Origin of the sequence: Pseudescherichia sp. (assembly GCF_031987975.1) — a bacterium.
GTDB lineage: Bacteria > Pseudomonadota > Gammaproteobacteria > Enterobacterales > Enterobacteriaceae > Pseudescherichia.
Window position 1 is genome coordinate 95,386 of sequence record NZ_DALZYX010000001.1, and the last position, 25,060, is coordinate 120,445.

At 57.0% G+C, this 25,060-nt stretch carries 23 protein-coding genes; 8 read left to right on the forward strand and 15 right to left on the reverse strand.

The genetic code is table 11. The annotated features are described in order from the left end of the window. Window positions 1-3: 3 nt before the first annotated feature. Window positions 4-177: a GhoT/OrtT family toxin gene (locus RTN40_RS00415; protein WP_072015224.1), complete on the reverse strand. Its 174-nt coding sequence runs from the start codon at window positions 175-177 to the stop codon at window positions 4-6. A gap of 383 nt (window positions 178-560) precedes the next feature. On the opposite strand from RTN40_RS00415, the gene RTN40_RS00420 reads away from it, so the two are divergent. Continuing rightward, complete coding sequence (locus RTN40_RS00420; RefSeq protein WP_312226704.1) at window positions 561-1,451, forward strand: SDH family Clp fold serine proteinase; 891 nt, start codon at window positions 561-563, stop codon at window positions 1,449-1,451. Between the two features lie 255 nt (window positions 1,452-1,706). Here RTN40_RS00420 and patD read toward each other — a convergent pair whose 3' ends face one another. From patD to RTN40_RS00450, 6 genes are all read right to left on the reverse strand, one after another. Then, window positions 1,707-3,131: an aminobutyraldehyde dehydrogenase gene (patD, locus tag RTN40_RS00425; RefSeq protein WP_312226705.1), complete on the reverse strand. Its 1,425-nt coding sequence runs from the start codon at window positions 3,129-3,131 to the stop codon at window positions 1,707-1,709. 24 nt (window positions 3,132-3,155) lie between these two features. Next, window positions 3,156-3,962: an ABC transporter permease gene (locus RTN40_RS00430; RefSeq protein ID WP_312226706.1), complete on the reverse strand. Its 807-nt coding sequence runs from the start codon at window positions 3,960-3,962 to the stop codon at window positions 3,156-3,158. Then, entirely contained in the window at window positions 3,952-4,887 is a 936-nt protein-coding gene (locus tag RTN40_RS00435) for an ABC transporter permease (RefSeq protein ID WP_409418492.1), read from the reverse strand. Before RTN40_RS00435 ends, RTN40_RS00430 begins: the two co-directional genes overlap by 11 nt. Window positions 4,888-4,893: 6 nt before the next feature. Continuing rightward, a complete protein-coding gene (locus tag RTN40_RS00440) occupies window positions 4,894-5,904 on the reverse strand; it encodes an ABC transporter ATP-binding protein (protein WP_312226708.1) in 1,011 nt (336 codons plus the stop codon). 16 nt (window positions 5,905-5,920) lie between these two features. Beyond that, window positions 5,921-7,063, reverse strand: coding sequence for a putative ABC transporter substrate-binding protein YdcS (ydcS, locus tag RTN40_RS00445; RefSeq protein WP_312226709.1), 1,143 nt, complete (start codon window positions 7,061-7,063; stop codon window positions 5,921-5,923). Between the two features lie 180 nt (window positions 7,064-7,243). Next, window positions 7,244-8,653: a PLP-dependent aminotransferase family protein gene (locus tag RTN40_RS00450; RefSeq protein ID WP_312226710.1), complete on the reverse strand. Its 1,410-nt coding sequence runs from the start codon at window positions 8,651-8,653 to the stop codon at window positions 7,244-7,246. 177 nt (window positions 8,654-8,830) lie between these two features. Between RTN40_RS00450 and RTN40_RS00455 the strand changes: the two genes are divergently transcribed. Genes RTN40_RS00455 through RTN40_RS00465 form a run of 3 tightly spaced genes read left to right on the forward strand, consistent with a single transcriptional unit; the run spans window position 8,831 to window position 11,372 of the window. Then, a complete protein-coding gene (locus RTN40_RS00455; RefSeq protein ID WP_312226711.1) occupies window positions 8,831-10,231 on the forward strand; it encodes a cytochrome ubiquinol oxidase subunit I in 1,401 nt (466 codons plus the stop codon). Next, entirely contained in the window at window positions 10,231-11,241 is a 1,011-nt protein-coding gene (gene cydB, locus RTN40_RS00460; protein ID WP_312226712.1) for a cytochrome d ubiquinol oxidase subunit II, read from the forward strand. The genes RTN40_RS00455 and cydB overlap by 1 nt, the downstream gene beginning before the upstream one ends. Then, entirely contained in the window at window positions 11,241-11,372 is a 132-nt protein-coding gene (locus RTN40_RS00465; RefSeq protein WP_312226713.1) for a DUF2474 domain-containing protein, read from the forward strand. The genes cydB and RTN40_RS00465 overlap by 1 nt, the downstream gene beginning before the upstream one ends. 46 nt (window positions 11,373-11,418) lie before the next feature. Here RTN40_RS00465 and RTN40_RS00470 read toward each other — a convergent pair whose 3' ends face one another. Both RTN40_RS00470 and RTN40_RS00475 read right to left on the reverse strand, forming a co-directional pair. Continuing rightward, a complete protein-coding gene (locus tag RTN40_RS00470; protein ID WP_312226714.1) occupies window positions 11,419-13,380 on the reverse strand; it encodes a U32 family peptidase in 1,962 nt (653 codons plus the stop codon). A 202-nt stretch (window positions 13,381-13,582) separates the two neighbouring features. Beyond that, window positions 13,583-14,155, reverse strand: coding sequence for an XRE family transcriptional regulator (locus tag RTN40_RS00475; RefSeq protein ID WP_312226715.1), 573 nt, complete (start codon window positions 14,153-14,155; stop codon window positions 13,583-13,585). A gap of 90 nt (window positions 14,156-14,245) precedes the next feature. Between RTN40_RS00475 and RTN40_RS00480 the strand changes: the two genes are divergently transcribed. Beyond that, on the forward strand, window positions 14,246-15,418 hold the full coding sequence (locus RTN40_RS00480) for a benzoate/H(+) symporter BenE family transporter (RefSeq protein WP_312226716.1): 1,173 nt from the start codon (window positions 14,246-14,248) through the stop codon (window positions 15,416-15,418). Here RTN40_RS00480 and RTN40_RS00485 read toward each other — a convergent pair. Then, entirely contained in the window at window positions 15,392-16,264 is an 873-nt protein-coding gene (locus RTN40_RS00485) for an AraC family transcriptional regulator (RefSeq protein WP_312226717.1), read from the reverse strand. The genes RTN40_RS00480 and RTN40_RS00485 overlap by 27 nt on opposite strands. 182 nt (window positions 16,265-16,446) lie before the next feature. Between RTN40_RS00485 and RTN40_RS00490 the strand changes: the two genes are divergently transcribed. After that, entirely contained in the window at window positions 16,447-17,355 is a 909-nt protein-coding gene (locus RTN40_RS00490; RefSeq protein WP_312226718.1) for a DMT family transporter, read from the forward strand. Window positions 17,356-17,394: 39 nt separating this feature from the next. On the opposite strand, the gene RTN40_RS00495 is transcribed toward RTN40_RS00490, so the two are convergent. Both RTN40_RS00495 and RTN40_RS00500 read right to left on the reverse strand, forming a co-directional pair. Further along, entirely contained in the window at window positions 17,395-18,063 is a 669-nt protein-coding gene (locus tag RTN40_RS00495; protein WP_312226719.1) for a DUF3313 domain-containing protein, read from the reverse strand. A gap of 134 nt (window positions 18,064-18,197) precedes the next feature. Further along, on the reverse strand, window positions 18,198-19,793 hold the full coding sequence (locus tag RTN40_RS00500) for an ABC transporter substrate-binding protein (protein WP_312226720.1): 1,596 nt from the start codon (window positions 19,791-19,793) through the stop codon (window positions 18,198-18,200). Between the two features lie 115 nt (window positions 19,794-19,908). Between RTN40_RS00500 and pepT the strand changes: the two genes are divergently transcribed. Continuing rightward, window positions 19,909-21,138, forward strand: a complete 1,230-nt coding sequence (gene pepT, locus RTN40_RS00505) for a peptidase T (protein ID WP_312226721.1) — start codon at window positions 19,909-19,911, stop codon at window positions 21,136-21,138. Here the strand turns inward: pepT and tehB are convergent. Then, the gene (gene tehB, locus RTN40_RS00510) at window positions 21,135-21,731 is read right to left on the reverse strand and encodes a tellurite resistance methyltransferase TehB (RefSeq protein WP_312226722.1); all 597 of its coding nucleotides are present in this window, start codon (window positions 21,729-21,731) and stop codon (window positions 21,135-21,137) included. The genes pepT and tehB overlap by 4 nt on opposite strands. Before the next feature lie 127 nt (window positions 21,732-21,858). Between tehB and ydcK the strand changes: the two genes are divergently transcribed. Then, on the forward strand, window positions 21,859-22,839 hold the full coding sequence (gene ydcK, locus RTN40_RS00515; RefSeq protein WP_312226723.1) for a YdcK family protein: 981 nt from the start codon (window positions 21,859-21,861) through the stop codon (window positions 22,837-22,839). On the opposite strand, the gene rimL is transcribed toward ydcK, so the two are convergent. Both rimL and RTN40_RS00525 read right to left on the reverse strand, forming a co-directional pair. Next, a complete protein-coding gene (rimL, locus tag RTN40_RS00520) occupies window positions 22,836-23,384 on the reverse strand; it encodes a 50S ribosomal protein L7/L12-serine acetyltransferase (protein ID WP_312226724.1) in 549 nt (182 codons plus the stop codon). The two genes, ydcK and rimL, sit on opposite strands and share 4 nt — an antisense overlap. 14 nt (window positions 23,385-23,398) lie before the next feature. Continuing rightward, on the reverse strand, window positions 23,399-25,054 hold the full coding sequence (locus tag RTN40_RS00525) for a glucan biosynthesis protein (RefSeq protein WP_312226725.1): 1,656 nt from the start codon (window positions 25,052-25,054) through the stop codon (window positions 23,399-23,401). Window positions 25,055-25,060 lie beyond the last annotated feature (6 nt).

Genomic DNA, 25,060 nt, shown 5'->3' on the forward strand with positions numbered 1-25,060 from the left:
CGCTTAGAACAGTGAAATCAGCAGCGCCACCGGAAAGCTCATCGGCCAGGTGGAGCCGATCAGAAATGCGCACAGGAAGCGGATGCGCTTGCGATCCTTTGACAAGAACCAGGTGATGAGTGCACAGATAGTCGCCATCACGGCGTAGAAGACCAGCATTTTTTGGTATAGGGTCATAGCCGACATTTGCTCAAAATAGAATAAAACGCGCGCAATATGCATTTTTTATTGATGTAAATCAAGCTTTATCCCTGCGAAAGTGAGGGAAACCGGACCTGTCGATTATGTCGAGAGCCAAGGGTGAAAAGAAGAGCAAAGCAGGAAGGCGGCGGTGCATTTTTGTACCGCCAGCAAGTAATTCGACTCTCTTTAACTAAAATCTCGAGCAACGCCCTTGTTTACACAGATCAGCTTGCGCTAATTTAAATAAACCCTATCATCGGCACAGTGATGACGGTGAGGCTCTAAAATATATAACCCCCCTTAATAGCAGCAACCTCAGCCTGCCAATTACATTCATTTAAATAATATTTATATTCATATTATTTGCGGAGAGTATTTTGAGCAATATAGATGACACAATTGAAGGCTTTATCGCTTTTAAAATTGATGAATTAAAAAACGTTCACTTTCCAGACTCAGATGTCATTGTATACTATGGAGGAATCACAGAGTGGGCTAAACAGATCTATCAACCGGTACTTGAAGGCATTGGTCGGGCAGCAAAAAGGAAACAGAGAAGCTCTCTTGTCATAATACTTTCTACCGGAGGTGGCTCTGTCGAGTCTGTAGAAAAAATGGTTGAAATAACCAGGCATTTTTATCAGGAGGTCTATTTTATTGTCCCTAACTATGCCATGTCTGCCGGTACGATTTGGTGCATGTCTGGTGATAAAATTTATATGGATTATGCTTCTTCGCTGGGTCCGATTGATCCACAGGTCCAGTCACCTGACGGCAAGTGGGTACCTGCTCTTGGATATCTGGATAAAGTCGAGGAAGTTATTAACAAATCGCATACCGGACAGGTTACGCAGGCTGAATTAATGATGCTTAATAACTTAGATTTAGCCCAGCTCAGACGCTATGAGCAAGCCAGGGAGCTGTCTAAAGATCTGTTAAAGAAATGGCTTGTTGAATACAAATTTCGTAACTGGAACGTACGAGAAACCACTCAAGCACCTGTAACCCCGGAAGATAAAATCGCCAGGGCCGAAGATATCGCAGTGGCTCTTAGCGATAACAGACGTTGGCATTCACATGGGCGATTTATAGGTATTAATACGCTTAGAAACGATCTCAATCTTCAAATAGAGGACTTTACGGATAACGTACAACTAACAGAAGATCTTAGAGAAATAGATAAGATGTTGACGGAATTTAGATTCAAGGTACAAAAAGAGATAATCGTAATGTCATCTTTGGCTGATGACATTGCCGCACAAGAGTGATAGCGTGGAGCTACTCTTACAGGGGGAATAACAACATGCCCAATTCAAGATTGATTGAACAGGTTATATCGTTGTCGACTATGGTTTGCTCACCACGGCAAAAATCCATGATTAACGACCTAAAAAGCAAGAACTTATTGAATCCTCCGAAGTTTAATCTTGCCTATGGCCCAGTGTCGTCCGTTAGCGGCCAGAATAAAAGATAAACTATGGCTGGAACGGCATCCCTTGCTGTTTCAGCCACCTGAAGCTACCTTAGTGCTTAATCATTACATGCCGAATCACGGTGTAGTCCTCAATGCCGTAGACTGACATATCCTTGCCGTAGCCAGACATCTTCTGCCCGCCGTGCGGCATCTCGCTCACCAGCATAAAGTGTGTGTTGACCCAGGTGCAGCCATATTGCAGGCGAGCGCTTAGCCGGTGCGCCCGGCCCACGTCGCGGGTCCAGACCGATGAAGCCAGCCCATATCGGGAGTCGTTGGCCCACCCCAGCACCTGCTCTTCATCATCAAACGCGGTCACGCTGACTACCGGGCCGAACACTTCGTGCTGGACGATGTCATCCTCCTGCTTAGCTCCTGCCAGCAGCGTCGGCTGAAAATAGTAGCCCGCGCCGTCGCGTTTCGCGCCGCCGGTTACTACGCTGATATGCCCCAGTGCTTTCGCCGCTTCGACGGCATTGGTTACCCGCTCCAGGTGTGCTGCGGAGCTGAGTGGTCCCAGCTCGGTGCTCTCATCATCCGGCGCACCCATCTTCAGGCTTGCTACTGCCGCGCCCAGCTTCTCTACCAGCGCATCGTAGATGCCCTTCTGAGCATAGATCCGGCAGGCGGCAGTACAGTCCTGGCCCGCGTTGTAGTAGCCAAAGGTGCGCACTCCCTCCACCACCGCATCGAGGTCAGCATCGTCAAAGACAATCACCGGCGCTTTGCCCCCCAGCTCCATATGGGTGCGCTTCACCGAGGCGGCGGTGTGGCCAATGATATGTTCTCCGGTGGCAATCGAGCCGGTCAGGGAGACCATCCGTACCTTCTCGTGGCCGGTAAGCGGATCGCCCACGGTTTTTCCCCGGCCAAACAGCACGTTGAGCACCCCGGCCGGGAAGATATCTTTCGCCAGCTCTGCCAGCTTCAGCGCAGTAAGCGGCGTAATTTCCGACGGCTTAATCACCACACAGTTACCTGCCGCCAGGGCGGGGGCCAGCTTCCAGGCGGCCATCATCAGCGGATAGTTCCAGGGCGCAATCGACGCCACTACGCCCACCGGATCGCGGCGGATCATTGAAGTGTGCCCCTCCAGATACTCACCCGCCGCCAGGCCGTTGAGGGTACGGGCCGCCCCGGCAAAGAAGCGGAACACGTCAACCACGGCGGGGATCTCGTCGCCAATCACGCAATGCAGCGGCTTGCCGCAGTTGAGGGATTCCAGCTGGGCCAGCGCCTCGGCGTTATCTTCAATCGCCTGGGCGAGATCGAGCAGTGCCTGGGCGCGAACTTTTGGCGTCGCATAGCCCCACTCGGCAAAGGCGCGATCCGCGGCCTGCACGGCGGCGTCTACCTGGCCGGCAGAGGCTTCGGCAATCTCCAGCAGCACCTCACCGGTGGCGGGATTATAGACCGCCTGTTTTTCACCTTCGCCGCTTACCAGTTCGCCATTAATTAACAGTTGATCTTGCATAATCATATCCTGGTTGAGGGTCAATTATTTCTCATTGCCAAAAGCGTTCTCACCCCTGCGGGTCAGCCACCACGCACCCAAAATCGGCAGCGTCGTTACCAGCATTACCAGCAGCGCTACTACGTTGGTAACCGGCACCTCACGCGGCCTTCCAAGCTGGTTAAGCAGCCATAGCGGCAGGGTGCGCTCGTGCCCGGCGGTAAAGGTAGTCACGATGATCTCGTCGAAGGAGAGAGCAAAAGCCAGCATTCCGCCTGCCAGCAGCGCCGAGCCAAGGTTTGGCAGCACCACATAGCGAAAGGTCTGCCAGCCGTTGGCCCCGAGATCCATCGACGCCTCCACCATGCTCCAGGCGGTACGCCTGAAACGGGCAATAACGTTGTTAAAGACAACCACCACACAGAAGGTCGCATGGCCAATCACGATGGTCAGAAACCCCGGCTCCAGCCCCACCGTTTTAAACGCCGTCAGCAACGCCAGACCTGTTACGATGCCCGGCAGCGCAATGGGCAGGAGCAGCAGCAGCGAGACAGCACTCTTGCCAAAAAATTGGCTGCGCCAGAGAGCACAAGCAGCAAGCGTGCCAAGTATCAGCGCTACGAAGGTGGCCAGCGCGGCCACTTTAAGTGACAGTGTCACCGCATCAAGGATATCGCTCCGTGACGCGGCTACCGTAAACCAGCGCAGCGTCAGGCCCTGCGGGGGGAAGCTAAAGGCGGCTTCTTCGGTGTTGAAAGCATAGATGGCGATAATCGCCAGCGGGAAGTGCAGAAAAACCACCCCGCCCCAGGCAGCCAGTTTTAACAGCAGCGGTGCGCGATCAGAGTGCATCGAACGCTCCCAGGCGCTTCACGAACGCCAGATAGAGGGCAATCAAAACAATGGGAACCAGAGTAAAGGCCGCCGCCATCGGCATGTTGCCAATCGCCCCCTGCTGGGAGTAGACCATGTTGCCGATGAAAAAGCCGGGCGGACCCACCAGCTGCGGAACGATAAAGTCCCCAAGGGTTAGGGAGAAGGTAAAGATCGACCCTGCCGCTATCCCGGGGATCGCCAGAGGAAGTACCACGTGGCGGAATGTCTGCACCGGACGCGCGCCCAGATCCGCCGAAGCCTGCAAAAGCGATGGAGGTAGCCGCTCCAGCGCCGCCTGCACCGGCAGGATCATAAACGGCAGCCAGATGTAGACAAAGACCAGGAAGCGCCCGAGGCCGGAAGTCGAGAGCGTGCTTCCACCTACCGCAGGCAGGGTTAGCACGCTCTCCAGCAGCGGCTGCAAACCCAGATGGAGTAAAAACCACTGCGCCACGCCGTCTCGTGCCAGCAGTAAAGTCCAGGCGTAGGCCTTGACGATATAGCTCGCCCACATCGGCAGCATTACCGCAATGTAGAAAAAGGCCTTCAGCTTGCCCTGGGTATAGCGAGCCATAAACCAGGCCAGCGGAAAAGCGAGGATCGCGCTGGCAATAGTCACCGCAATCGCCATCGTTAACGTACGCAGGATAATGTCATAGTTAGCGGGCTGAAACAGCGCCTGCAGGTTTGCCAGGGTTAAATCTGGCGTCACCGTCATAGTGAAGTCATCGAAGGTGTAGAGACCCTGCCACAGCAGGGTCAGCAGCGACCCAAGATAGACAATGCCGAACCACATCAGCGGAGCAATCAGCAGCAGAAAGAGGCCCAGCGTCGGCCTGCGCCAGAACAGCCCGCTCAGGCGACCATGCGCCGACGGGCGCGGGGCTGGAACAACGCTCATCACCATCTACTCCTCCTGCAGCGGGACCATTGCCGCTCGCGACCACGAGAGCTGCACGGTCTGCCCTGGCTGGAGCGCGGCAGGCTGACGGGCATCAAGCAAATTGGCCTGGCTAACCAGCAGCCGTTCTCCATCTGCCAGCATCAGCTCAAGGCGGGTCGCCGCCCCCTGATACTGCACCGTCTGCACAATGCCCTCGGTTTGCACCTCATCCGCCCAATCGAGGCGGATGTGCTCCGGCCGCAGGGAGTAGTTACCGGCCATGCCGCACAGCGCCTGCGTCCTCGCGGCGCTAAAGACGTTGGAAGTACCCACAAAGCCTGCCACGAAGGGCGTTCGCGGACGCAAATAGAGATCGCGCGGCGCGTCAACCTGCTCGATCTTCCCGTTGTTAAACACCGCCACCCGATCGGACATCGACAGCGCCTCGCCCTGATCGTGGGTTACGAAAATAAAGGTGATGCCCAGATCCTGCTGGAGCTTTTTCAACTCGAACTGCATCTGCTCCCGCAGCTTGAGATCCAGTGCGCCAAGCGGCTCGTCCAGCAGCAGTACCCTCGGCTGATTAACCAGCGCCCGGGCGATGGCTACCCGCTGCCGCTGGCCCCCGGAGAGCTGGGAAGGTTTTCGTGCATGGGCAAAGCCCAGCGCCACTCGCTCCAGCGCCTCGTGGGCCTGGGCGTGACGCGCTTTTTTACCGATGCCTTTCACCATCAGTCCGTAGGCGACGTTATCCAGAATCGACATATGCGGAAAGAGCGCGTAGTCCTGAAAGACAGTATTGACGTCACGCTCCCACGGCGGCAGCGTGCTGGCCTCTTTGCCAAAGATACGAACGGCCCCGCCGGAGAGCTGTTCAAACCCGGCGATTAGCCGCAGGCAGGTGGTTTTGCCGGAGCCGGACGGCCCCAGCATAGAGAAAAATTCTCCGTCGTTAACGGCCAGGCTCACACGGTCCACCGCCCGAACGTCACCGTAGATCCGGGATACATCATCAAACTCAACGGCATAGGTCATGCGTCACTCCTGACGATCAGCGGCCGCCCATAATAGCAATATAATCCTGGGTCCAGCGGCTGTAGGGCACGAATTTGCCCCCTTCAGCAACTGGCGTTTTCCAGAAGGCGATCTTGTCAAAGAAGCCGTAGCCGTTGGTTTCGCAGCCCTTCTCGCCCAGCAGAGTGCTGGCCTTACAACCCTCCGCCACTACCGGCAAGGATCCAAACCAGGCCGCCACATCGCCCTGCACCTTCGGCGTCAGGGACCAGTCCATCCATTTGTAGGCGCAGTTCGGGTGTTTAGCCTCGGTGTGAAGCATGGTGGTATCTGCCCAGCCGGTCACCCCCTCCTTCGGAAAGACCGTAGCGACAGGCTGTCCCTCGGCTTTCAGGGCGTTAGCCTGATAGGGCCAGGCGCTGGAGGCCACCACCCCCTCATTTTTGAAATCGCTCATCTGCACGGTGGTGTCATGCCAGTAGCGATGGATCAGCCCATGCTGATCGCGCAGCACTTTCAATACCGCCTGATACTGCTCCTCGCTAAGCTGATAGGGATCGCTAATGCCCAACTGCGGCTGGGTGGCTTTTACGAATAGCGCGGCGTCGGCAATGTAGATCGGACCGTCATAGGCCTGAACGCGGCCCTGGTTGCTCTTACCGTCCGGCAGAGTCTGTTTAGTAAAGATAACGGCCCAGCTGTCCGGCGGCGCAGGGAAGGTTTTGGTGTTATACATTAGCAGGTTAGGTCCCCATTGATAGGGCATGCCGTAGACTTTGCCGCCGACGTTGAACCAGTCTCCCTTCGCCACGCGCGGATCGACGTTTTTCCAGTTGGGGATCAGGTCGGTATTGATGGGCTGGACGCGTTTGCCCATGATCAGCCGCAGGGAGGCGTCGCCGGAGGCGGTAACCAGGTCATAGCCGCCTTTCGCCATCAGGCTGACCATCTCGTCCGAAGTGGCGGCGGTCTTCACGTTCACCTGGCAGCCAGATGCTTTTTCGAACTCGCTCACCCAGTCATATTGTTTATCGGTCTGGCCACGTTCGATGTATCCCGGCCAGGCGATGATATCGAGACGCCCCTCTCCTTTACCGATTTCCGTTGGCTCGGCTGCCTGCGCGGTGACGATTGTCATACCGAGCGCGTACAGCGTGCTGCGGGCAAATGTTTTACTCATAAGCCATTACTCCTGTCGCAATCAAATGTGCGGCAGCCGTGCCGTAAAAATATCTCCCACAGTAAAGGTAGACGGCGCGTTGCAGCCCCACATTGGGCGCAAAAGAAATTTGCTTAGGTTGTGACAGATGACGCACTCCGCCATCTTCTGGTGCAGAGACAACGAGTTAATGCCGGTGCGTTACGCCATGGCCTGGCGGATTAGCATCCCCAGCGTTTTAGCTGCCTGCTCCTCCCGCTCGCCCCACGCCCATGAGGTGTTAAAGCGGAAGAATGGCGTCCAGGCGTCTGAGGTTGAGAACATTTTTCCCGGCGCAATACTGATATGGTGCGCCAGCGCCTGCTCGCTCAACTGCCCGGCATCCAGCGGTGTGGGCAGCTCAAGCCAAAGAAAGTAGCCGCTGTCGCTGGGATGGATCTTCACCTCTGTTGGGAGATGGCGCAGCAGCGCCTGTCTGGCCTGCTGTTTACGCTCCGCCAGGGTACGACGCAGCCGACGCAGATGGGCGTCGTAGCGTTTGGTGGAGAGATAGTCCACCAGCGCCAGCTGCATCGGGGAGCTGGTAGAGAGGGTGCTCATCAGCTGCAGCTGCTGGATGCGCCGGGCATGTTTCCCGGCGGCTACCCAGCCGATGCGAAATCCGGCCACCAGACATTTGGAGAAGGACGAACAGTGTAACGTCATCTCCTGGCTATCCCATGCTTTGGCAGGGAGCGGTTTTTCACGACCAAAGTAAAGCTCGCTGTAGACATCGTCCTCAATCAGGGTGACGTTGTGCTCGGCCAGCAGCGCCACCAGCCGCGCCTTTTTCTCATTACTCAGGGTGAAGCCGAGCGGATTCTGGCTGTTGGTCATCAGCCAGCAGGCTTTTACTGGATAGTCATTCAGCGCCTGGGCCAGGGCATTGAGATCGATCCCCTCCTCAACGTCGGTGGCCACCGCCAGCGCCTTCAGCTTCAATCGCTCCAGCGCCTGTAGGGCACCATAAAAGCAGGGGTTCTCAACGATTACCCAGTCGCCAGGCTCGGTCACCGCCTGCAGGCTGAGATTGAGCGCCTCCAGCGCACCAGCGGTGATCACCACCTCATCGGGTGAAACGTTCATCCCCTGCTGGGCATAGCGGCGGGCAATGGCATGGCGCAGATCGGCGTTGCCCGGCGGCAGGTTCTCAATCACGCTCATGGCGTTGGCGGTTTTACTGACGTTGGCCAGGGAGCGGTTAAGCTGCTGAAGCGGGAAGAGGCGTGGGTCAGGAAAGGCCGAGCCAAAGGGCAGCACCGAGGCGTCGCAGCTCGCCTGCAATACCTCAAAAATATAGGTATTGATATCTACGGACTCGTCCTGCATCACCTGCGCGGGGGGCATCGGCGGCTTATGGGCGGGAGGCGACGCGACATAGTAGCCGGACTGCGGCCTGGCAATAATGCGTCCCTGGCTCTCCAGCATCTGATAGGCGTGGCTGACGGTCATAAAGCTAACGTGGCTGATGGTGACCTGCTCGCGCAGTGACGGCAGCCGATCGCCGGGTTGCCAGACGCCAAGGTTGATCTGATCAATAATCTGCTGCGCCAGTCGCTGATACTTCTTCATAACTCGGTTCCGTTAGCCTCTCTCTACGCTATTGTATAACAGACACCGCTATATGCCGTTAATGGTTTATCACAGCGCAACTGTTATGCTTTTAAGTTCGGGTGCTGTTTCTGCCCGCATTCATTGACATCACCTATACTTTCGCTGACATAACTTAAATTATGCGCGGAGTCCTGCATGTTTGATCTAGACGCGTTTCATCTGGCGCGAATCCAGTTCGCCTTTACTGTCTCATTCCATATTTTATTTCCTGCTATCACAATCGGGCTGGCCAGCTATTTGGCCGTGCTTGAGGCTCTCTGGCTCAAGACGCAAAATCAGGTCTGGCGCACGCTCTACCTCTTTTGGGTGAAAATTTTCGCCGTAAACTTTGGGATGGGCGTCGTCTCGGGGCTGGTAATGGCCTATCAGTTCGGTACCAACTGGAGCGGCTTCTCCGAGTTTGCCGGGAGTATTACCGGGCCGCTGCTCACCTATGAGGTGCTGACGGCCTTCTTCCTTGAGGCTGGCTTCCTTGGCGTGATGCTTTTCGGCTGGAACAAGGTCGGCCCCGGCCTGCACTTTTTCTCAACCTGCATGGTGGCCCTCGGTACGTTGATGTCCACCTTCTGGATCCTCGCCTCCAACAGCTGGATGCACACCCCGCAGGGGCATGAGATTGTCAATGGCCAGGTGATCCCGGTTGACTGGTTTAAGGTCATCTTTAATCCGTCTTTCCCCTATCGCCTGATTCATATGTCCATCGCGGCCTTCCTGAGCAGCGCGCTGTTTGTTGGTGCCTCGGGTGCCTGGCATCTTCTTAAAGGCAACAATACCCCCGCCATCCGTAGAATGTTCTCTATGGCATTGTGGATGGCGCTGGTGGTGGCTCCGATCCAGGCCGTAGTGGGCGATATGCATGGCCTGAATACTCTGGAGCATCAGCCAGCAAAAATTGCGGCGATTGAGGGGCACTGGGAGAACCCTCCCGGCGAGCCGACCCCGCTACTGCTGTTTGGCTGGCCAGATATGGAGCAGGAGCGCACCCGCTACGGGCTGGAGATCCCGGCGCTGGGCAGTCTGATCCTCACTCATAGTCTGGATAAGCAGGTTCCGGCGCTTAAGTCGTTCCCGAAAGAAGATCGCCCTAACTCCACTATCGTTTTCTGGTCGTTCCGCCTGATGGTGGCGATGGGCCTGCTGATGATCCTGCTGGGGGTGGTCGGGCTATGGCTGCGTTATAAAGGGCGTCTCTACACGTCACGCCCGTTTCATCACTTTGCCTTGTGGATGGGACCTGCCGGGCTTATTGCTCTGCTGGCGGGCTGGGTAACGACGGAGGTAGGACGCCAGCCGTGGGTGGTCTACGGCCAGCTGCGCACCATTGACGCCGTCTCGCAACACAGCACGCTGCAGATGAGCCTCACCCTGCTGGGATTCTTTGTCGTCTACTCCGCCGTCTTTGGCGTGGGATATGTCTATATTGGCCGGCTGATCAAGCACGGTCCGCAGCCTGAAGATCGTCACCCGACAGAGGGCCGTCCGGCGCGTCCGCTCTCTGCGGCCGGTGAGTCGTTAGAGACAGAGGAGAACAAGTAATGGGTATCGATCTGTCAGTTATCTGGTTTGTGATAATCGTCTTCGCCACGCTGATGTATATCGTGATGGACGGCTTCGATCTTGGGATCGGTATTCTGTTTCCCCTCATTCGCAACGGTGAGGATCGTGACGTGATGGTAAACAGCGTCGCGCCGGTCTGGGATGGTAACGAAACCTGGCTGGTGATGGGGGGCGCGGGGCTGTTTGGTGCCTTCCCGTTGGCCTACGCGGTGATTGCCGATGCGCTGACCATTCCGCTCACTATCATGCTGGCCGGATTGATCTTCCGCGGCGTGGCGTTTGAGTTTCGCTTCAAAGCGACGCCCGCCCACCGTCCTTTCTGGGATAAGTCGTTTATCTTCGGATCGATTGTCGCCACCTTTGCCCAGGGCGTGGTAGTCGGCGCGGTGCTAAACGGTTTTGAGGTGACCGGTCGTCGCTTTAGCGGCGGTGCGCTGGACTGGCTGACGGCGTTTAACCTCTTCTGCGGCTTAGGGCTGACCATCGCCTACGCCCTGCTCGGTGCGACCTGGATGGTGATGAAGAGCGGCGGTCCGCTACAGGAGAAAATGCGACATAGCGCTAGACAGCTGCTGCTAGCGCTGCTGGTGACCATTGGTGTGATTAGCCTCTGGACGCCGCTAACGCATCAGGGAATTGCCGATCGCTGGTTCAGTATACCGAACCTCTTCTTCTTCCTGCCGGTGCCGCTGCTGGTGGTTCTGTTTAGCATCTGGCAGTGGCGCAGCCTGAGCAACGTGCATCATCACACGCTGCCGTTTATCCTCACCCTCGGGCTGGTGTTCCTTGGCTTTAGCGGACTGGGGATCAGCATCTGGCCGAATATCATTCCGCCCAGTATCTCGCTGTGGGATGCAGCCTCCCCGCCGCAAAGCCAGGGCTTTATGCTGGTCGGCGCGCTGCTGATTATTCCGCTGATCCTGGTCTATACCGCGTGGAGTTACTACGTGTTCCGGGGCAAAGTTCAGCCCGGGGAGGGATATCACTGATGGCAGCCCCCCGTTTTGTAAAACGTCTTTTCTGGCTGATTGCTATCTGGATCGCCAGCGTGCTGGCCCTCACTGCCGTCAGCATGGCGTTTCGCCTGCTGATGTCGGCGGCGGGCTTTAAATCGCACTAACCGAGCTGCCCGGCGGCGCTAAGACTTGCCGGGCCTACGGTAGTGATTACCCTTTACGTTTTGGCATGGTCTTCATCAGCTCATCCGGACTGATGGAGGCCACAACGCTGCCAGGCTGGGGCATCTTGAGGATGTGGTTTTTCATTTTGCCAATCACGTGCATCTCGCAGGGGCGGCAATCAAACTTCAGGGTCAGCACCTCGTCGCCGTGTACCAGCTGCATCGGCGTCGCCTTCCAGCTCTTGATCGAGCCTTTGGCCTGCTTCGGACAGAGGTTAAAGGCAAAGCGCAGGCAGTGTTTGGTGATCATCACCGGAACGTCGCCCTTCTCCTCATGCGCCTCGTAGGCGGCATCAATCAGCTGCACACCATAGCGGTGATAGAAGGTACGCGCCTTTTCGTTGTAAACGTTAGCCAGGAACGAGAGATGAGTCTCCGGGTAGACCGGGGCTGGCGTCGCCACGGCCTTGCGGCTGCCGCGCGGGTAGTTTGCCAGACGGGCGCTATCAAGCATCTCCACGGCCTCACGGCGCAGCTGGTTCAGCTGACTGGCGGGGACAAACAGCGCTCCCGGCAGATTGACGCGGATATCCTGAGCGTAGTAGATGGTCTGGCCCAGTTTCGCCAGTCCGTCATGCAGCTGGCTGAGCGCTTTTTCGGCGTTGGTGGCTTCAGCAAACTCACCCTCCAGCGTATGGGTAATGCTTACGCCCTCCTCGCTGGTCAGGGTGAGGATCAGCTGCTCCTGCCAGCCGCCCAGCTCAATATCTACGCCGACGCGGCGCTCGCTGGAGGTTTTGGTCAGCGCCTGCTGCCAGTTGTGGTCAAGGTTACGATTCAAGGGATGATTCGGACGCACCTTATAGAGATCGGCTGGCATCTCGTTCGGCCAGACGCGGTAGCGGTTTTCCCCGGTTTTCTCAACCGTGTTGGCGCGGAAGCCAACGATTTCACGCTTAATCAGCACGTTTAAGCCATCGCCGTTGGCTAACGTCTCGCTGGCGTCAACGTCGAGATAATCTTTGCCCACCTTCAGCACTTCCCCCACCGGCAGACCGATAAATTTCGGTGAATCAAACGCGCCGATATCGATTTTACGGGCGTTAACGAAGTAGTCGGTGCTGCCGCGATGGAACGTTTTGTCCGTTGAAGGAATAAAGAAGTGCTCGGTGCGCCCCGCCGACGAGCGCGCCAGATCGCCCCGCTCTTCAATGATGGCGTCCAGCATCTGCCGATAGTGAGCGGTGATGTTCTTCACGTAGCTCATATCCTTGTAGCGCCCCTCAATCTTAAAGGAGCGCACCCCGGCATCGATCAGCGCTCCGAGATTAGCGGTCTGATCGTTGTCCTTCATCGACAGGAGATGCTTCTCAAACGATACCACCCGGCCCTGATCGTCCTTCAGCGTATAAGGAAGACGGCACGCCTGGGAGCAGTCGCCCCGGTTAGCGCTGCGTCCGGTCTGGGCGTGAGAGATGTTGCACTGCCCGGAGTAGGCCACGCACAGCGCGCCGTGAATAAAGAACTCAATGGTGGCGTCGGTGCTCTCATGGATAGCGCGGATCTGCTGTAAATTCAGCTCGCGAGCCAGCACGATCTGCGAGAAGCCAACGTCGGAGAGAAACTTCGCCTTCTCCACGCTGCGGATATCGCACTGGGTACTGGCGTGCAGCTCGATGGGTGGGATATCCAGCTCCAGCACGCCCATATCCTGCACGATCAGCGCATCCACGCCGGTCTCATAGAGGTCAGTGATCAGGCGCTGGGCTGGCTCCAGCTCATCATCATGCAGAATAGTGTTCAGAGTAATAAAGATTTTTGCCCCGTAGCGATGGGCAAACGGCACCAGCTCGGCGATATCGCGCAGGCTGTTGCTGGCATTATGGCGTGCACCAAAGCCAGGGCCGCCAATATAGACCGCATCGGCCCCGTGCAGGATAGCTTCGCGGGCGATGGCGGTGTCGCGGGCCGGGCTTAACAGTTCAAGATGATGAGTGGGCAGGCGCATACGGTTGTTATTATCCAGAATCAACAAAATGGCCGCTATTGTAGTGAGAAGCTGGCCCGGACGAAAACATTTTCGCTATGCGTAAGGCACTCTTAATACATTAATTAGCAATGCATTGAAATAAACCGCATTTCTCCCGGCACGCCGAACGGGATACAGTAGCTGCGTATTCCGGACATTCCTCGTCATGTGTGCGTTATTGTTATTCGTCGTCGTGTTTAGCCGCAGGCTCGCCTGCGGCTTTTTCTTTTGGATAGTGGATCAGAGAGTGAAAATGGGTCGTCTGACCGCTGCTGTTGCGGTAGGCATGGGTTTTGTCCCCGGCAAATCTGACTCCGCTTCCCGCCTGTAGCCTCTGCCACTCACCGTCGATCTGCATCTCCAGCGTGCCGGCAATCACCACTACGTGCTCAATGACGCCGCGCTCGTGGGGGGTAGACTCGCTGAATGCACCGGGGGCGAGCGTCACCGAGAAGTGATCAAAACGCAGTTCGTTATCCCAGGGAAAAATTGGCGTAATGGTCATCGCCTGCTGGTCGGGATCGTAGGCTTGCGGCGCGCTGGCATCCGTCACGGTGATAAAGGTGGAGAGCGGCACATTAAGGCCGGTGGCAATTTTCCACAGCGTGGCTACCGTGGGACTGGACTCATTGCGCTCAATTTGCCCGAGCATGGCTTTAGAAACACCCGTCTCCGTGGCGAGGCGCGAAAGGCTCCAGCCCCGCGTCTGGCGCAGCGTTTTTAGTGTCGCAGACAAATACTGTGGCAGATCCATACTTCCCTCCCTTATAGCGTGAATGGCCTGTTGTGCGTTATAACGCACAATGCTATTTTTATCTACCGAGATAACGTACATGGAGTCGTTATGCCCCTGCGTCCCTTTCCCTTTTCAACCCTGCTGGCGGGCTTCGTGGCGGTGCTGGTGGGCTATGCCAGTTCGGCCGCCATCATCTGGCAGGCCGCCCACGTCGCCGGAGCCAGCAATGCGCAAATCGCCGGCTGGATGACGGCGCTGGGGCTGGCGATGGGTATCAGTACCCTCGCATTGACTCTGCGCTACCGCGTACCGGTGCTGACCGCCTGGTCAACCCCCGGCGCGGCCCTGCTTGCAACTAGCCTGGAGGGCGCTACCCTCAACGAGGCCGTGGGCGTATTCATCTTCGCCAATGCCTTGATCCTGCTCTGCGGCCTCACTGGCCTATTTGCCCGCCTGATGAAAGTTATACCGCACGCGCTGGCGGCGGCGATGCTGGCAGGTATCTTACTGCGTTTTGGGCTACAGGCCTTCACTAATTTGAAAAGTGATTTCATTTTATGTTTCAGCATGTTGCTGGCATGGTTAATCTGCAAAGTTCTGGCTCCGCGCTATGCCATTATTGCTACGCTGATGACAGGAGGGATCGCAGCATGGCTAAAAGGTGACGTTGTCACGTCATCAATACATTTCTCCGTGGTAATACCCGAGATGATCGCCCCACACTTCACTCTGACTACCCTTATCAGCGTCGGGCTGCCCTTCTTCCTGGCGACGATGGCCTCACAAAATGCGCCAGGCTTCGCCACCATGCAAGCCGCAGGGTATCGCGTTCCCGCCTCGCCGATGATGATCTTTACCGGCGGACTGGCGCTGCTCGGCAGCGTGTTTGGCGTCTATTCCGTCTGCATCGCCGCGATTACCGCCGCCATCTGTCAAAGCCCGGAGGCACACCCGGATCCGGACAGACGCTGGCAGGCCGCCGCCGCCGCAGGCTTTTTCTATCTGCTGGCCGGCGTGTTTGGTGGATCTATTACCGGGATACTGGCCGCCCTGCCGCTGAGCTGGATCCAGACTCTGGCAGGCCTGGCGCTGCTGGGCACCATCGGCGGTAGCCTTCATCAGGCGCTGGTGAACGAGCGCGAGCGCGATGCGGCGGTAGTGACCTTTCTGATTACCGCCAGCGGCCTGACGCTGTGGGGCATTGGTTCGGCATTCTGGGGACTGCTGGTGGGAGGTGTCTGCTTTGCCGTGCTCTCAGGCACGCGCCGCGCGCATCTGTGACGGCGTAATGCCAAACACGCTTTTGAAACGGTTGCTGAAGTGGCTGGGGGAGTTGAACCCGCAGCCGAGCGCAATCTCGGTCAGGGGCAGCGCGGTGTGGCATACCCTGTCCCGAGCCTGATGCATCCGGCGCTGCATCACGTACTGATGCGGCGCCAGGCCCGATGAGTGGCGAAACATGCGGGCAAAATGATATTCGCTCAGCGCCGCCTGGCTGGCAAGATCGGCCAGCGTCAGCGGCTGGGCAAGGTTAGCATCAATATACTCCAGCACGTTGCGCAGCACCGAGGGGGCCAGCCCACCGGTAACGTTCGGCACCCGCCATTGCACGCTGCTGTAGCGCTGGATGATGTGGGTCAACAGCAGCGTTGACGCCGTGCTTAGGGTGAGCTGGTTAGCCTGCTGCTGCCAGTCGCAGTCGAGCAAGAACTGGCGATAGAGGGCGGTGATCTGCGCATCCTGACCAAAGGTCTTCTCATCCAGAGTCAGGGAGGCCGGGCTGCGATCCCAGATCTGCTCCCCCACGCTGCGCAGGTGCGCATCGGTGCAGTAGAGATGCACGAAGGAGAGATCGTCACGAATATCCCAGCTCGATTCGCTCTCTTTCGGCAGGAGACAAAACCGATCCGGCCCGCCGCCGTTTTGCCAGCCGCTGCGGGTTTTATGGTAGCTCTCATAGCCATCGGCAACGTAGAGGCTCAGGGTATGGTGATCGCAGTACTGGGTGATGCGATCGCGCTTGTTGGACCAGGCGGCCAGCTGCATGCCGTTATTCAGCGCAACGGAATTATGCAGAACTGCACTATGCCTGCGCAGGTTTTCAAAAGCACCGTAGGTATCCGCCATAGCCACATTAACAAGTGATTAACCAGACCCTTAGTGTATGAAGAGTGCCGGGCGGATGAAAGCGTTACGACATCCGCCTGCAAAAAAACCGCAAGATTTTGCAAGTCCGTCGCAATTTGCTGCAAGCGGCGCTGCCCGTCACGATAAACAATAGCCTTTTCAGTAACGGAGAGTAGCGCACAATGAATGCATTAATGTACGGCCTGGTGGTAGTGATATGGGGTACAACATGGATTGCGATCCATCTGCAACAGGGACCCGTCTCCGCGCCAGTCTCCATTTTCTGGCGCTTCGCGCTGGCCTCGGCAATTATGATGCTGCTCCTGCTGGCGTTTAAGCGCCTGCGCGCGCTGACGCTCAAAGATCACCTGATGTGTATGGTGCAGGGCGGCTGTGTGTTTGGCTTCAACTTCCTCTGCTTTTACACCGCCGCAGCGTGGATCAATACCGGCCTGGAGTCGGTTATTTTCTCTATGGCAGTGCTGTTTAATGCGGTAAACAGCTTTATCTTCTTTGGTCAGCGCCCTCCTGCCCGCTTCTTCCTTGCCGCCGCGCTGGGCCTGACCGGTATTGTCGCCCTCTTCTGGCAGGATCTGCTGGCGAAAGAGCTTAATCTTAACCTGCTGCTGGGCATCGGCCTCTCCGCGTTGGGCACGTTGGGCTTCTCGCTGGGCAATATGATCAGCCTGCGCCACCAGCGTAAAGGCCTGGAGACAATGACCACCAACGGCTGGGCGATGCTCTACGGCACGCTGATTATGGGTTTTATCGCGCTGGTACGTGGAGACAGCTTTATCCCTGAGTGGACGGTAAGCTACCTGGGGGCGCTGGTCTACCTTGCTCTGTTTGGCTCAGTCATTGGCTTTGGCGTCTATTTTTCACTGGTGGGTCGTATCGGGGCGAGCAATGCCGCTTACAGCACGCTGCTCTTTCCGCTGGTGGCGTTGACCCTTTCTACCCTGTTTGAAGGGTATCGCTGGGAGAGCAATGCCGTGGTTGGGTTGGTGCTGATTTTGGTAGGCAACATGGTGATGTTTACCCGTCCTGAGAATTTGCTGCGGGTATGGCTGTGGCGACAGCGCTCTGCCTGAGAAGAGTGAAGCGCCATCGTCATGATGGCGCTTCGCTGACTACTGTTTTTTCACCTGGAACAGCGCCGCGTCGCTGGCCATATCGTCAACCACCTGTTTAAGGGTATCGACGGTGAGCGGCGTATTCTGGTTGTTGAGATCTTTACCCTCGCCTTTACGTACCACTTTGACTACCGGTTTGTTGGTAGCGGAGTCAATTAGCTCGCCTTCAAAAAAGAGCGCCGTATCCATGGTCCGGTGACCGGTGGCGGCCTGGGTACCGGCAACCACCATCGCAATCGGGATCACCTCATAGAACTGCAGCCCCTGCTTGCTGGAATCGACGCCGGTGATCGCTCCGCGGAAGATCAGGCTGCGCGGTCCAGGCGTGGCCACCAGCGGCTTACGCTGGGCAGCAGCGGCTTTCAGCTTGGTATTGGTGTAGGTCAGCAGGCCGTTGAGGGTATCCTGACCGATCTGGGTAGTGGGTCGGGGGGTGGGGTAATAGACGACGGGATTGTAGACAATGCTGTCATACTTACTGTCGTCAAAAGAGGGATCAACCCAGCGCAGCACGGGTTTACCCGAGGCAGAGGTCGCCTGCTGGAGATTTGAATAGTCTTTTAAAAAACCTGAATACTTGTCCGGCTGTGTAACTTTTGACGCACAACCTGTCAACGCTAGCAGCCCCGACAGTACCGCTACCTGAATCAATGAGTGAGTACGCATGTATTTATTCCTGGAATTATGACTATGCATACGCAGTTATAGCAAAACTCAATTACAGTTGTTGTGACTAAAAGAGGGCTGGATCACCCTTTTACTAAAAATCATGCCTGCGTAGTAGCGCAGGCATGGAATGATTATTTTTTCAAATCGACCTGATAAAAAATGTGTTTGCCGAAGGGATCGATCTCATATCCCTGCACCTCTTTACGCACCGGCTCGAAAATTGTCGAGTGGGCAATCATCACGGCGGGCATCTGGTCATGCATCATCTGCTGCGCCTGCTGATAGAGCGCAGTACGCTGGGATTGATCGGTAATGCCTTTCGCCTCGGCAATGAGCTTATCAAAAGGCTGATAGCACCATTTCGCTGAGTTGGAGCCGCCGTCTGCCGACTGGCAGGTAAAGAGCGGGCCGAAGAAGTTATCCGGATCGCCGGTGGCGGTGGTCCAGCCCATCAGCGCCGCCTGGTGCTCGCCGCCCTTCACGCGCTTGAGGTACTCGCCCCACTCATAGGTGACTACCTTCGCCTGTACGCCAATCTTCGCCCAGTCGGCCTGAATCATCTCGGCCATACGCTTCGCGTTCGGGTTATAGGGACGCTGTACCGGCATCGCCCACAGGTCAATGCTAAAACCGTTGGCAAAGCCCGCCTCGGCCAGCAGCGCTTTGGCCTGCTCCGGATTGTAGTCATAATCCTTCAGATCACCGTCGGCGCTCCAGACCCCCGGCGGCAAGAGATTTTTCGCCGCCGTGCCGGTGCCCTGGAAGACCGCATCGATAATTGCTGGCTTGTTGATGGCCATCGCCAGCGCCTGACGCACCTTAACGTTATCCGTCGGCGCTTTCTGCGTGTTAAGGGCGAGGAACCCGGTATTCAGCCCGGCTTTGCTCATCAGATTGATGTTGGGATTCTCACGCATACGCGGCAGATCCGCCGGGTTCGGGAAGGCCATTACCTGGCACTCGTTCTTCTCCAGCTTGGCGTAGCGCACCGAGGCGTCGGGCGTAATGCTGAACACCAGCCGATCCAGCTTCGCCTTACCTTGCCAATACGCCGGGAAGGCGGTGAAGAGAATGCGTGAATCTTTCTGATACTGCGCCAGCCGGAACGGTCCGGTGCCGATCGGGTCCATATCAACGCGCGTTGGCGTGCCCGCCTTCAGCATGGCGTCGCCATACTCTGCCGAGAGGATAGAGGCGAAGTACCAGGCGAGATCGGCCACGAAAGGCGCTTCCGGATGCGCAAGGTTGAAGCGCACGGTGTAGTCATCCACTCTATCAATGCTGGTGATCAGCTTGCCAAACTCCAGGCTCTCAAAGTTGGAGTAGTTGCCGTTGGAGACGTTGTGATAGGGATGATTCGGATCCTTCTGTCGCATAAACGAGAAGATTACGTCGTCAGCGTTGAAGTCCCGCGTCGGGGTAAAATATTTATTACTCTGAAATTTTACCCCTTTACGCAGATGGAAGGTATAGGTTTTGCCATCTTCGCTGATGTCCCAGCTCTCGGCCAGGCTTGGCTCCAGCTCCGTAGTGCCAACCTTAAACTCTACCAGTCGGTTGTAGACCGGTACGGCGCTGGCATCGACGCTGGTCCCTGAGGTATAGAGCTGAGGGTTAAAGTTTTCAGGCGATCCTTCTGAACAGTAAACCAATGTCTTCGCTGCCACGGTAGAACTGACCGTGAGCGCGGCTAACGCCAGTGCAAGTGTTGTGGGTTTGCTTATCATCTTTATCCTGTCTTTTATTTGGCTATCACTACGTGCTATCAATAGGTGTCTATTAATACATAACATTAAAATCACACCGTAAGCACCTGATAAAACAAATAAAGAAGGAATCACTATGTCATCGCCACTCGCCAGTCAATTAACCCAGCGCTTCTTTCGCTACCTTGCCATTACCAGCCAGAGCGATGCCGCCGCCTCCACCCTGCCCACCACGGCGGGTCAATATGAGATGGCCCGCGTCCTCGCCGACGAGCTGAAAACGCTGGGATTAGAAGAGATTGTCATCGATGAGCACGCCACCGTGACGGCGGTTAAAAAGGGCAACGTGGCGGGCGCGCCGCGCGTCGGTTTTATCACCCATATTGATACCGTGGACGTTGGACTGTCGCCGGATATTCATCCGCAGATCCTGCAATTTACCGGCACAGATCTCTGTCTGAATGCCCAGCAGGATATCTGGCTGCGCACCGCCGAACATCCAGAGATTCTGGCCTACCCTGGTGAAGAGATTATTTTCAGCGACGGCACCAGCGTGCTGGGTGCAGATAACAAGGCGGCGGTGACGGTAGTGATGACCCTGCTGGAGAACCTGACCGCAGAGCACCAGCATGGCGATATCGTGGTGGCCTTTGTGCCGGACGAGGAGGTAGGCTTGCGCGGGGCGAAGGCGCTTGATCTCACGCGCTTTGACGTCGAGTTTGCCTGGACCATCGACTGCTGCGAGCTGGGAGAGATTGTCTATGAGAACTTTAACGCAGCCCAGGCGAAGATCCGCTTTACCGGCGTGACGGCACACCCCATGTCAGCCAAAGGGGTGCTGGTGAACCCGCTGCTGATGGCGATGGACTACATTAGCCATTTCGATCGTCAGCAGACGCCGGAGCATACCGCAGGCCGCGAGGGCTACACCTGGTTTAACGGCATGGAGGCGGTACAGGGCCACGCCGTGCTCAGCGCCAGCATTCGCGATTTTGATAAAGCGGGCTTTGAACAGCGCAAGCAGCAAATTGGCGAGGTAGCGCACATCATCGCCGCTCAGCACCCCACCGCAAAGGTGGAGTACGAGATTGACGACGTCTACAGCAACATTAGCAACGCCGTGGGCGAAGATCGCCGCGCTATCGATTTGATGTTTGAGGCGATGGAGTCCCTGGGCATCACGCCGAAGCCAACGCCGATGCGCGGCGGTACAGACGGCGCAGCGCTGTCAGCAAAGGGCCTGCTGACGCCGAACTTCTTTACCGGCGCGCATAACTTCCATTCGCGCTTTGAGTTCCTGCCGCTGAAATCCTTCGAGGCATCCTACAACGTTGCGCTTCAGCTCTGCCTGCTGGCGGCCCGCTAAGCGGGTTTACGGGCCAGCAGCGTGGCAAAGCGCAGCTTGATGCGGTTGCCATTGGCGTCGGTGCGGTGTAGCTCACCGACGTCTTCATTGTATTTCACCCTCTCCCAGCCCCTGTAGTACTCCGCCAGCTCCCCGACCTTAAAGGCAAATGGAAAGCCAACGGTGCAGGGAAAATCTTCGGTATCCATCGCAGCGACGATCAGGTTATAGCCTCCCGGCACGGTGGTGCGCTGCATGTTGGCAATCAGTCCGGGAATGGTCTGCGCCTCAAGGAACATCATCACCACAGTAGAGAGAATAAAGTCATACTCGCCGTCAAAGGTCAGCGCATTGAGATCGGCGGTAGCAATCTCAAGGTTTTCCAGCCCCTCAGCCGCCTTAATACGCTCAATATTGGCGATGCTCATCGGATTTTTATCCCATGCCGTGACACTGTAACCGTTCGCGGCAAGATAGAGGCTGTTACGACCGTTGCCACAGCCAAGATCAAGGGTTTTACCGGGTGGGATCAGCGCTGCTGCGGCCAGCACTTCAGAATGGGTGCGGGTTAAGCCATATTTTTCAGTGAAATAATTCTCATCAATCTGAGCCATGATAGATCCTTACTAAGACGAAAAAATTAAAATGATATTTTTGATACATTTTATGGAAGTTGTCCGGCAATAGCCAGAGCGGCAAAGTTTGCTACGTTTAACAGAGTCCATCAGCGGGAAATCAACAATGAACAAGTATCGCCTGAGCGATGCCAGCCGCTCTTTCAGCTATCAGGATAACGGTGAGAAGCGGCATGTTACCCTGCGCCAGATCGTCGCCCTTGAAGATTTTCATGACGTCAAAGCCGGCGCGCCTGGCGGCTGGGTAGAGGATGACCAGGTACTTAGCCAGCAGGGTAGCTGCTGGATTTACGATGAGAACAGCATGGTATTTGGCGGCAGTCGGGTACGCGACAGCGCGCGAATCAGCCAGCCCTGCACTATCTACGACGGGGTAGAGATAAGCGACAATGCCTGGGTGGACGGATCGGACATCTGCCGGGGTGCTCGCCTGAGCGGCAACGTGCTGGTGCAGCGGTCGCGGGTCAGCGGTGAATGCGTGCTGAGTGATGATGCCCGCATCCTCAACGGCAGCGAGATCGTTGCCGCTCGCGGGCTAACCGTCGATAACGATGCCACGCTGCGCATCTACGAGCGGGCTACGGTCAACCACTCCCGCATTGTGCACCAGGCGCAGATTTACGGCGATGCCATTGTCAATTACGCCTTTATTGAGCACCGGGCCGAAGTGTTTGATTTTGCTCTACTGGAGGGCAACGAAGAGAATGACGTCTGGGTCTGCGACTGCGCCAAAGTTTACGATCGCGCTCGTATTGTGGCTGGCCGCGGCGAGGATGCCATCCCTACCCTGCGCTACAGCGCTCAGGTGGCGGAGAATGCAGTCGTGGAAGGCAACTGCGTGCTGAAGCACCACGTACGGGTCGGTGGCGAGGCGCGGCTCAGCGGCGGGCCGTTAGTGCTGGACGACTTTGTGCTTGTTCAGGGCCGGGCGCAGCTCAGCGGCAGTCTGCTGATCGAGGCGCATATTGAGATCGGCGGCGACGCGGCGGTGATCGCTTTGGAAGAGGAGTATATCCATCTGCGTGGTCCGAGGGTAATTAGCGGCGCGGAGCGTATCACCCGCACGCCGCTGCTGGGATCGCACTAGACGTCAATAATCCGCGCGTAGAGGTTCTGGTCGTGATAGCGACCGTTAAGGAACTCCGCCTCTTTCATACAGCCCTCGAGCACGAAACCGCTGCGCTGGGCTACCCGGTTGCTGGCGGCGTTGTCCACCCGGCACTTGATCACAAAGCGCCGGATTTCGCCGCTGCGGGCGTAGTGCTGAATAAACGCCTCCAGCGATTGAGTGAGAATGCCCTGCCCCTGATGCCCTTCATCGAGCCAGTAACCGATATAAGCGGTTTTGTTCAGCGGCTCAATGGCGTTAAACGACAGCACGCCGACGATGGTCTCCTGCTGCACGATCAGGAACATTTTGGCGTAGCCACGCTGATGCAGCATGATGTTGCTCTGGGCGTTCTTGAGCGAGTCCTCTTCGCTGGCGACATACTGCGGCCAGTTCAGCGACTGCTGGAGCCACGCCCGGTTTTTCACCACCAGCTGGTGCAGCTCGCTGACGAAGCGCTCATCGATAGCGCACAGCGTCAGCGCGTCGTTAACGGGAATGATCTCATCCGTGCCAATTTCCATCTTCTCTCCTTAACCTAGCGCATCACGCGATCGTCAACGTAGGTCCGCTTGTCCGGCGCGGGTGGGAAGTATTGATAGAGCCAGGTTTCACTGACCGCCACGCCCTGACAGCGCAGGAACATGCGCATCTCCACCGGATCGGTGGAGTCGTTGGTGGGATACCAGTCGAACTGAATACGGTAGCCGTCGAACGGCTCCACGTAGAGGATCTCAACCTGCTTCGCCTCGCCGTTTGAAAGAGTGATCACTGGCTCAATGCCTCGTGGTGCGGCCTCTTTGATGTTGCCCCCGGCAAAGTCAATGGCGAAACGGCGGGCCCACACCTGCGGATAGTGCTCGCCCGGCGCCCATCCTTCCGGGAAGCCGCCCATACCAGTACGGGTTGCCAGCACGCGGGCCAGCGGAGAGCGTACCGGCGGCTGCGCGCTCCAGTAGAGGCGATACTGGAAAGCAAGTTTATCCCCGGCCTTGACCGGTTTTTCCGGCTGCCAGAAGCAGACGATGTTATCCAGCGTCTCGCCGGTGGTGGGGATCTCCATCAGGTTGACGCTTCCCTTACCCCAGCTATTACGCGGCTCGACCCACAGGCTCGGACGCTTGTTGTACCAGCCCATCACGTCCTGATAGTGGGAGAAGTCGCGATCCAATTGCAGCAGGCCAAAGCCCTTCGGGTTGTTATCTTCAAAGGCGTTAAACTGTAGCTTCTGCGGGTTATTGAGCGGGCGGCAGATCCACTCCCCGTTGCCACGCCACATCGCCAGCCGATCGGAGTCATGGATCTGAGGATGGATAGTGTCGCACATGCGCCGCTCGTTGTTGCCGCAGCTGAACATGCTGGTCATCGGTGAAATCCCCAGCTGCTTGATATCCTTGCGGGCGTAGAGGTGGTTATCCACTTCCATGATCACCTGGTCCTGCTCACAGTGGATCACAAACTTATACGCGCCGGTCAGGCTCGGGCTGTCCAGCAGGGCATAGACGGTAAAGGTGGTGTCTGACGGTTTAGCCGTTTCGAACCAGAACGAAGTGAAGTCCGGGAACTCTTCCGGAGTGTCGGTAAAAGTATCGACCGCGACGCCGCGTGCGGAGAGACCATACTGGTAAGTGCTATCCACGGCGCGGAAGTAGCTCGCCCCGAGGAAAGAGACGATATCCCGGCGGGCCAGCTCCGGCTTTTTAAAGACGCGGAAGCCGGCAAAGCCGAGATCGCTCTGCCCCTCCAGCTGTTTGGTATCGACACCGGCGTCGTGGTAGTTAAACAGCTCCGGGCGGAAGTGGATCTCACGGGCCTGATGGGTGGCCGGATCCAGTGAGAACATACGCACCCGGCGGCGGAAGCCCATCCCGACGTGGAAGAACTGCACGTCAAGCTGGCGGCCCTCGACGTTGTTCCACAGCGACTGCTTTGCATCGTACTGAATGCTGTTGTAGGCCTGCGGCGTCAGGGTAGCCAGCGTCTCCGGCAGCGCGCGGGGCGCACCGCCCCAGGGGGTCTGGGCCAGATCGTGCGCCGAGGCCTGCAGGCTGGCGAAATCAAAACGATGGCTTTGGCCATCGGCAATGCCGGGTTCCGCTGCAAAGGCAGCGCGGGAAAAGAGCGAGGCGAGGCCTGATGTCCCGCTCGCAGCGGCCAGTATCATAGAAGATTTTAAAAAACGTCTGCGGTTCATGCCTGA